Genomic DNA, 6428 nt, shown 5'->3' on the forward strand with positions numbered 1-6428 from the left:
AGAGAAGAAGGTTGGTTCGCGCGGAGGCGCGGAGACGCGGAGAAGAAGAAAGAAGAACCGGTTCAAAAACGGGCGCGATAGCGCCCCACATATGCCGATTTTGTCTCCCGACCCCTGCCGCGGGCGCAACCCCTCTGCGCCTCCGCGCCTCTGCGCGAACAAGCCTTCTTCTTCTCTCCGCGTCTCCGCGTCTCCGCGCGAACCAACCTTCTTCTCTTCGCGCCTTCGCGCCTTCGCGTGAGAAAAATCCTTACCGATCCTCCGCCTCAGCACCCTCCCGCCGATCCACCGTCCATTCCTGTTCGAACAGCGCGCTGTCGGTGACCTTTCGCCCCTTTTCATCGCGTGCCGGGCGGAAGCGGACGTGGCGCAGCGCCAGCGCGCAGGTCGCTGCATCGAGCGCGGCATTCCCGCTGGTGCGCGTAATCCGGCAATCGCTCAGCCGCCCGTTGACCCCGATCGTCGCACGATAGGTGACGATTCCCGCGGCATGCGAATCCCACAAGGCGCGCGGTAAATCCTTGTAGCGCAATGTGTTGCTGACGAGTTCCGCCTCGGTTCCCCCGCCGCCGCCATCGCCATCGCCGCGATCGCCGCTCCCCAGGCCATTACCCTGCCCGCCGCTCCCCGTCCCGGGACCGACCACCGGCGCAGCACCAGCGGAGCGATCGCTGCCAAACCCGGCGACCGGAGAGACGACGACCGGCGCTGATTGCGGGATCAGGATCGGCACGGGCGGTGCGACCAATTCGGTCGCTTTCGATCGAATGTTCGGCGGCGACGCCGCGCCCTCCTTGCGTTTTTCGGCTTGCTTGGGCGCGCGTACCGGATCGGGCTTGGGCGGCGCGCTGTCAGGCAGGAGCGCCACAACGGTCAATTGCTCGACGATCCGTTGCGAAACGCCGACCCCCAGCCCGGCAATCAGGCCATAGCCGATCAGCGCGACCAGTGCCGCCGCAGCGCCTGCGCTCTTGATCCGGTCTGCCTGTGTTGATCCATACACCGTCATGCCGTCCGCCTGACCTTTCCGCGATGAATGTGGTCTGTCGCGGCACCCTGCCAAGGGGTGACACTCATCCAACGCACGGGTAGGGCGACACGATCATTTTTCAGGAGACTCCCCATGCGCCCCTCAGGCCGCACCCCCGACCAGATGCGCACGATCAGCATCGAACCGCGCTTCACCAAACATGCCGAAGGGTCGGTGCTGATCGGTTTTGGCGACACCAAGGTGCTCGTCACCGCCTCGATCGAGGAGAAAGTCCCGCCGTTCCTGCGCGGCAAGGGCGAAGGCTGGGTCACCGCCGAATATGGCATGTTGCCGCGCGCGACGCACACCCGTGGCAGCCGCGAAGCCGCCAAGGGCAAGCAATCGGGCCGCACGCAGGAAATCCAGCGGCTGATCGGGCGTTCGCTCCGCGCGGTCACCGACCTGAAGCTGCTCGGCGAACGGCAGATCGTGCTCGATTGCGACGTGATCCAGGCCGATGGCGGCACGCGCACCGCGTCGATCTCGGGCGCGTGGGTCGCGCTGCGGCTCGCGATCGACGGGCTGATGGCGAGCGGCAAGCTCAGCGCCGACCCGCTGACGCAGAAAGTCGGGGCGATTTCGTGCGGCATCTTCAAGGGCACGCCGGTGCTCGATCTCGATTATGACGAGGATTCGAACGCCGACGCCGACGCCAATTTCGTGCTGCTTGAAAACGGCAATATCGCCGAAGTCCAGGCCACTGCCGAGGGCGCGACCTATGACGAGGAAGCGCTGTTGCGCTTGCTCCGCCTCGCCCGCATCGGCTGCACCGACATCTTCGCCGCACAAGCCAGGGCCGTGGCAAAATGATGCCGCCTGAGTCAGACGGCGAGGTCGCCCCGCAAGCGATCCGCAAGCTCGCCCCGGGCAGACTGGTGATCGCCACGCACAACGCCGGCAAGATCAAGGAAATCCGTGCGCTTCTCGCGCCGTACGGCATCGACGCGATTGCGGCAGCCGACCTTGACCTGCCCGAGCCCGAGGAAACCGGCACGACCTTTGTCGCCAATGCCGAGTTGAAGGCGCTTTACGCCGCCGACCTGTCGGGCCTTCCCGCGCTCGCCGATGACAGCGGGCTGTGCGTCGACGCGCTGGGCGGCGATCCCGGCGTCTACACCGCCAATTGGGCCGAAACGGCCGACGGCACGCGCGACTGGATGCTGGCGATGGGCAAGGTCGAGGAGAAGCTGACCGCGCTCGACCCCGACACCAGCCGCTCGGCGCATTTCGTCAGCACGCTCGCGCTCGCCTGGCCCGACGGGCATGTCCAATGGTTCGAAGGCCGGATCGACGGCACGCTGGTCTGGCCGCCGCGTGGCAGCATGGGCTTCGGCTATGATCCGATGTTCGTGCCCGCAGGCGACACGCGCACCTTCGCCGAAATGCCGTTCGAGGAAAAGCAGGCGAACAACCACCGCGCCAAGGCGTTTGCGGCGATGATCGCGGCGGTGCTCTGAACCAAGCCCCCCCCTTATTCGCTTCCCCGGCGAAGGCCGGGGCCCAGTTGCACAGGTTTCAGTAGCCGCGCGTTGCGCCTGCTCCCTGCTGCGCTACTGCTGGGCCCCGGCCTTCGCCGGGGAAGCGCTACGGGGAAGGCGCTCGGTAAACCTCAGTCCCCCGCGCGCCGACCCCACACATTCCCCGGCGGCGTATAGCGGCACACCAGATAATCGTCGCGCCGACTGCTAGCCACTGCGCAGCCGACCTGCGTCGTGCGCCGCCAGATGATTTGCGTGTAATGTCCGACATCCTGCCATCGCCCGGTGCGGCTGATGTTCGGGATCGCGCCGCCGGTGTAAGCGCGACCCTCGTCGACCCACAGCCGTGCCATCTCGTCATAGCGATACGCCCCGCGCGAGCCCACGAACAGGTTCTCGCCCTCGGGCGTCGCACCGCGCGGTTCGGTCGAATGCTTGAAATCCTCGCTCGCAGCGAGAACCGCGGCATAGCGCGCCGCGTCGCGCGCGAGATCGTCGCCCCACACAAGCGGCGGCGCCCCGACCGCGGCGCGCGCGGCATTGTGCTCGACGAGCATCGCGCGCTGCAACAGCGCTTCGCCGCGCGGGGCCGAGGCAGCGTCGGGTCGCGGCTCCACGATGCGCGGCGGCCGGTCGTCCGACGGCGCGGAACACCCGATCAGCAGCAAAGCCAGGCCCAGAAACCGCATCTTTCCCAATCTCCTCGCGACGCGCATAGCACCGCGCGATGAACGCCGCCGAAATGCCCCCGCTCGCCCTCTACGTCCATTGGCCGTTCTGCGTGTCGAAATGCCCGTATTGCGATTTCAACAGCCATGTCCGCGCGAGCGTCGATCAGGCGGCGTGGCGCGACGCGCTGCTCGCCGATCTCGCCTATGAGGCGGCAGCACTCCCCGGACGGCGGCTCGGGTCGATCTTCTTCGGTGGCGGCACCCCGTCGCTGATGCCGCCCGCAACGGTGGCGGCGGTGATCGACGCCGCGACCCGATACTGGCCAGCCCAGCGCGATATCGAAATCACGCTCGAGGCCAATCCCTCCTCGGTCGAGGCGGCGCGCTTCGCCGATATCGCCGCGGCCGGGGTCAACCGCGTGTCGCTCGGGTTGCAGGCGCTCGACGATGCCGCGCTCGCCTTCCTCGGGCGCGCGCATGACGTGGCCGAGGGACTCGCCGCGCTCGACACCGCGCAAGCCGCGTTTGCCCGCGTAAGCTTCGACCTGATCTATGCCCGGCCCGACCAGAGCCTCGCCGCATGGGAGGCCGAGCTGTCCCGCGCGCTGGCGTTCGGGACCGAGCATCTCTCGCTCTACCAGCTCACGATCGAGCCGGGGACGCGCTTTGCGACCGAAGCGGCAGCGGGACGGATCACGATCCCGAGCGGGGACGATGCCGCCGATCTGTTCGAACTGACGCGGGCGATGACGGCGGCGGCGGGCCTGCCGGCCTATGAAATCTCCAATCATGCGCGCTGGGGCGCGGAGAGCCGCCACAACCTCGTTTACTGGCGCTACCGCGATTATGCCGGAATCGGCCCCGGCGCGCACGGGCGGCGCGGCGGCCTCGCGACGGCGCGGCACAAGAAGCCGGAGAATTGGATCGGCGCCGTCGCGCGCAACGGCCATGGCGCGCAAATCGAGGAACCGCTGATCGCGTCCGAGCGCGCGACCGAGGCGTTGCTGATGGGGCTGCGGCTGCGCGAGGGCGTCGATCTCGCGCGGATCGCGGGCTTGGGGGAGACGACGGTCGCGGCGCTGATCGACTGGGAGGCGGCGGCGCGGCTGAAGGCACAAGGGTTGCTCGCGCGCAACGGGGACCATCTCACCGTCACCGATGCGGGGATGCTCTTGCTCGACGCGATTTTGCCGCTGGTGGTCAAAGGGTAACCCCGCCCCAACGCACCACCCCAAGCTACCACCCCGGCGAAGGCCGGGGTCCAGTTGCGAGGACCGAGGAAGCGAGCTTGGTCCTCTCCCAATGAACGCTCCGCAACTAGGCCCCGGCCTTCGCCGGGGTGGTAGAAAGGAGAAGTGAAAGCCTACCTACCCCTCAAACCCACCCGGCGCAGGCGACACCGTCACCGTCGTCCCCCCGCGAATCTCCTGCACTTCCAGTGCGCGTTCGGCGACATTGTCGCGGCCGAAGCGGAACGCGCCGTCGATCCCGGCAAAGCCGCCGCGGTCGTGCAGGCGATCTTCCGGAAACGGCGCGCCGATCGGCCAATCGCGCATGATGCGGATCGTCAGCAGCACCGAATCATAGCCAAGGCTCGACAAGCGAAACGGCGCGGTGCCGAAGCGCGCGCGATATTTGGTGGCATATTGGCGATACAGCCCGTCCGAGACGCTCGCGAACCACGCGCCTTCCAGCGCGGGCTTGCTCGCGATCGAACTTTCCGAATTCCACAATTCGGTGCCGAGCACACGCGCGCCACCCATGCCGTTCTTGTGCAGCACCGGCACGCCCGCCGCCGCCATGCTGCCGCCATCGGCGATCAGGATCGCCTGATAGGGGGCACTCTTGGTCATGCGAAGGATCGCCGCGGTCATCGATCCGGCGGCACGATCATAGGTCTGCAGCGATCCGACGCGCCCGCCGGCCGCCTCAACCGCGCGCAGAAACGCGGTCGATGCGCGCTCGCCATAGGTACCATTCGGCACCAGCGCGCCGAAGCTCGTCATGCCCTTGTCGCGCGCATAATTGACGACGCGCGCCACCGATTGCGCGGGCGCATAGCCCATCAGATAGGCGCCGTTCCCGGCCGCCGACGAATCGTTGGAGAAACTGACGACCGGCACCCCGGCACGCCGCGCGATCGGTGTGACGACGCGCACATCCTCGGCCAGCAACGGCCCGAGAATCAGCTGCGCGCCATCGGCCAGCGCCTTTTGCGCGGCGAGCGCAGCCCCGGTCGCGGTGTCATAGCTGGTAATGCGCACGCGATCGTTGCTCGAATCGAGCAAAGCCAGCTGAGTCGCATTGGCGAGGCTTTGCCCGACACCCGCATTCGGGCCCGACAGCGGCACGAGCAGCGCAACGCGGTGGCGCTGCGTATCGCGCGGGATGCCCTGTTCGACCACGGGCTGCTGCGGCTGGCTGGGCCGCACCACTGGGGGACGCACCGGCGTTGGCCCGCGCGGGACAACCGTTTGGCAGCCGCCGAGCACGAGCGCGCCCGCCGCCATTGCTGCCGCCGCGAAGCGCCGCCAGCTACTCGGAGATTGCCCTATCGATACCCGCTCTGCCATGACCGCTCCTGATGACCTCTGAACTTGCGCCCCACTTGGCTCCGGGCCTCTACATCGTTGCCACCCCGATCGGCAATCTCGGTGATCTGTCACCGCGTGCCGCGCATATCCTGACCCATGCCGCTGTAATCGCGGTCGAAGACAGCCGCGTGACGGGCAAACTCCTCAACCATATCGGCGTCAAGCGCCCGATGACGCCGTATCACGACCATAATGCCGAGGAGGTCCGCCCCGGCCTGATCGCGCGGATGGGGGTGGAGGCGGTCGCGCTGGTGTCCGACGCGGGCACCCCGCTGATTTCCGACCCCGGCTATAAATTGGTTCGCGACGCGCGCGCCGCGGGGCATACCGTGTGGACGATCCCCGGCCCGTGCGCGGCGGTCGCGGCGCTGACGCTGGCGGGGTTACCGACCGACCGTTTCCTGTTCCTAGGCTTCCTGCCGTCCAAGGCGCAAGCCCGCGCCGCCGCGATCGCCGAAGTCGCAGGCATTCGCGCGACGTTGGTGCTGTACGAATCGGGTCCGCGTCTGGCGGCGACGCTCGGCGCGCTCGCCGAGGGTCTCGGCGACCGCGAGGCGGCGGTGACGCGCGAGATCACCAAGCATTTCGAGGAAGCGGTGACAGGCACGCTGTCCGATCTCGCCGCCCGCTACGCCGACGCGCCGCCCAAGGGCGA

At 67.9% G+C, this 6428-nt stretch carries 7 protein-coding genes; 4 read left to right on the forward strand and 3 right to left on the reverse strand.

The features are described from left to right. Positions 1–250: 250 nt before the first annotated feature. Complete coding sequence (locus ABWP09_RS12985; RefSeq protein WP_353205548.1) at positions 251–1009, reverse strand: energy transducer TonB; 759 nt, start codon at positions 1007–1009, stop codon at positions 251–253. Positions 1010–1123: 114 nt separating this feature from the next. Between ABWP09_RS12985 and rph the strand changes: the two genes are divergently transcribed. Both rph and rdgB read left to right on the forward strand, forming a co-directional pair. Then, entirely contained in the window at positions 1124–1840 is a 717-nt protein-coding gene (rph, locus tag ABWP09_RS12990) for a ribonuclease PH (protein ID WP_188448975.1), read from the forward strand. Continuing rightward, a complete protein-coding gene (gene rdgB / locus ABWP09_RS12995; RefSeq protein WP_502959800.1) occupies positions 1840–2487 on the forward strand; it encodes an RdgB/HAM1 family non-canonical purine NTP pyrophosphatase in 648 nt (215 codons plus the stop codon). Before rph ends, rdgB begins: the two co-directional genes overlap by 1 nt. Positions 2488–2639: 152 nt before the next feature. Here the strand turns inward: rdgB and ABWP09_RS13000 are convergent, their stop codons facing one another. Next, complete coding sequence (locus ABWP09_RS13000; RefSeq protein ID WP_353205550.1) at positions 2640–3197, reverse strand: CAP domain-containing protein; 558 nt, start codon at positions 3195–3197, stop codon at positions 2640–2642. Positions 3198–3235: 38 nt separating this feature from the next. Between ABWP09_RS13000 and hemW the strand changes: the two genes are divergently transcribed. Further along, entirely contained in the window at positions 3236–4390 is a 1155-nt protein-coding gene (gene hemW / locus ABWP09_RS13005; RefSeq protein ID WP_353205551.1) for a radical SAM family heme chaperone HemW, read from the forward strand. A gap of 156 nt (positions 4391–4546) precedes the next feature. Here the strand turns inward: hemW and ABWP09_RS13010 are convergent, their stop codons facing one another. Further along, the gene (locus ABWP09_RS13010; protein WP_353205552.1) at positions 4547–5752 is read right to left on the reverse strand and encodes a penicillin-binding protein activator; all 1206 of its coding nucleotides are present in this window, start codon (positions 5750–5752) and stop codon (positions 4547–4549) included. Positions 5753–5763: 11 nt separating this feature from the next. Between ABWP09_RS13010 and rsmI the strand changes: the two genes are divergently transcribed. Then, positions 5764–6428: 16S rRNA (cytidine(1402)-2'-O)-methyltransferase (rsmI, locus tag ABWP09_RS13015; protein ID WP_353205553.1), on the forward strand; the 665-nt coding region annotated here is incomplete at its 3' end.

The organism is Sphingomonas sp., from assembly GCF_040398505.1.
Lineage (GTDB): Bacteria > Pseudomonadota > Alphaproteobacteria > Sphingomonadales > Sphingomonadaceae > Sphingomonas.